The sequence below is a fragment of the Protofrankia sp. CiP1_Cm_nod2 genome, from assembly GCF_920664355.1.
GTDB lineage: Bacteria > Actinomycetota > Actinomycetes > Frankiales > Frankiaceae > Protofrankia.
This window is the reverse complement of record NZ_CAKKTL010000218.1, coordinates 6,595-8,936: the sequence shown is the minus strand read 5'-3', so window position 1 is coordinate 8,936 and position 2,342 is coordinate 6,595. Positions and strand designations below refer to the sequence as shown.

General features: G+C 73.7%; 2 protein-coding genes. Both read right to left on the bottom strand.

Going from position 1 to position 2,342, the window contains the following annotated elements; translation table 11 throughout:
• Positions 1–1,523, bottom strand: a 1,523-nt coding sequence (locus tag NBW84_RS19550) for an MFS transporter (RefSeq protein ID WP_250286225.1), incomplete at its 3' end; no start/stop codon positions are given.
• Positions 1,520–2,269, bottom strand: coding sequence for a TetR/AcrR family transcriptional regulator (locus NBW84_RS19545; protein WP_250286223.1), 750 nt, complete (start codon positions 2,267–2,269; stop codon positions 1,520–1,522). The genes NBW84_RS19545 and NBW84_RS19550, both read right to left, overlap by 4 nt.
• Positions 2,270–2,342 lie beyond the last annotated feature (73 nt).

The window sequence follows — 2,342 nt, the reverse complement described above, 5'->3', positions numbered from 1 at the left end:
TGGTTCGGGCGGTGTGGGCGGGTGTGGATGGCGGCGCACAGCAGGGCCGAGAGGGCGGCGACGCCGGCCATCACGTACCAGACGTGCTGGAAGGCGTCGAGCGCGGAGGCGGGGGACGGGGTGCCGAGGACGGCGACGAACACCGACACCCCGAGTACGGCGCCGAGCTGCCGGAACGAGGAGTTGATGGCGCTGCCGATCCCGAACCGGGCCGGCGGCAGCGACGCGGCGGCCGCGCTGCCGAGCGTGGGGAGGGTCAGCCCGATGCCGGCACCGGTGAGCAGGGCCGCCGGCAGCCATTCGGTGACGTAGTGCGGGGTGGCACCGACCTGGGTGGCGAACAGCAGCATCGCCGCGGTGAAGGACAGCGCGCCGGGGACGAGGACCGCGCGGTGGCCGAAACGGTCGGCCAGCGCGCCGGCCAGCGGAGCGGCGACGCCGGCGAGCAGCGGGCTCGGGGTCACCGCGAGGGCGCTGCGCAGCACCGACCAGTGCCACACCGTCTGCAGGAAGATGATGTTCGCCAGGGTGATGGCGAAGAAGGCGGTGGCGAATGTCAGCATCCCGGCGTTCGCCACGCTGTAGGAGCGGACCCGGAACAGGCTGAGGTCGACGGCCGGCCGGGCGGCGTGCCGTGTCCGGACGACGAACAGCGGCAGGCCGGCCGCGGCGACGAGGAACGCGCCGATGACGCGGGGGTCGTCCCAGCCCCACTCCGGCCCCTCGACGATGCCGAGCGCGACAGCGCCGAGCGCCACCGTCACGAGGATGACGCCGAACGGGTCGGGGATGCCGGTGGCGCCCTCGTCCCGGCTCTCGCGCAGCACCCGTGCGCCGACGAGCGCGGCCAGCAGGCAGATCGGCACGTTGACCAGGAACACCCAGCGCCAGGACAGGTACTGGACGAGCAGTGAGCCCAGGATCGGCCCGCTGGCCGCGGCGAGCCCGCCCATCGCGCCCCAGATCCCGATCACGGCTGAGCGTTTCTGGGGCGGGAACTCGGGGAGCAGCAGGGCCAGCGACGACGGCACCAGGATCGCGGCGAACACCGCCTGCAGCGCCCGGGCGGCGACGAGAACGGCGGTGCCGGACGCCAGCCCGCAGGCGGCGGAGGTGACCGCGAACCCGATCAGCCCGATCTGGAACAGCCGTTTGCGGCCGAGCTGGTCGGCCAGCCGCCCGGCGAGGACGAGCAGCGCGGTGAGGACCAGCGCGTAGGCGTTGAGGACCCAGGCCAGGCCCGCGGTCGTGGTGTGGAAGCTCCTGGTGATCGACTCGAACGCGACGTTGACGATGGTCGCGTCCAGGAAGACGACGAACACCCCGATCGAGGAGATGGCGAGGACCGCGCGGGCACGCCCGCTCCTCGGCGCCCGCGGCGCGTCGGTGGGCGCCGGCGCCGCTTTCCCGCCAAGGGCCACCGACGGCGCGGCCGCTGGCCCGGCTGGTGGCCCGGCCGCTGGCCCGGCTGGTGGCCCGGCCGTTGCCTCGGCGGTGGTGGTCGGTACCGCTGGGTTGCTCACTGTTGCTCCTGCCGGTGGTGGTGGAGGCGGTCGACGGTCCTGTCGAGTTCGGTGGCGATGGCCGCGCTGCTGTAGCTGCCGCCGGGGACGGTGACACGGCTGATCAGCGCGGTGCCGAGCCCGGCCATCCGCACGGTGTGGTCGACGAAGTCCTCCAGCGGCGGCCAGTCCAGCTCGGGTTTGCTCAGCAGCAGCGACACGCAGCCGTGGACGGCGGCCCACAGGCTCAGCGCGAGCGGGCGCGTCTCCCCGTGGAACACCCCGGCGTCCACGCAGTCCTGGACCGCCCGGATCATCTGCCGCAGCGCCGCCCGGGCGGCCGTCGTCGACGCGGGCGCGCCGGCCGGCCCGGCCGCGCCGGCTGCGCAGCCCTCGTCACGGGCGAGGGGGCGGCCCATCATCAGCAGCCGGTACTGGACGGGATGGTCGAGCCCGAACCGGACGTACGCCATGCCGCCCCGGCGCAGGGCGTCCAGCGGGTCCGCCACGCCGACGGTGGCGGCGGTCAGCCGTTCGTCCAGGTCGCCCCAGATCTTCAGGCAGACGGCGTCAAGGAGCGCGGCCTTGTCGGCGTAGTGCAGGTAGACCGACGGCGTCGTCACGCCGACCCGGCGGGCGACCGCGCGTACGGTGACGGCCTGTTCGTCCCCGGTCTCGACCAGCAGGGCCTCGGCCGCGAACAGGATCTCCTCGGCCAGCCGGCCGCCCTCACCCCGGCGCGCCCTCGTCCGTCCTGCCGATTTCATGGACGAAGGTTGCCAGCGTCAACTTAACCTTGTCAACTCATGCTGTCGCTGTCGCTGTCGCTGTCGCTGTCGC

Bases quoted from the DNA above. Each gene is read 5' to 3' on its own strand.
- NBW84_RS19545 (WP_250286223.1), bottom strand. From the start codon at position 2,269: ATGAAATCGGCAGGACGGACGAGGGCGCGCCGGGGTGAGGGCGGCCGG.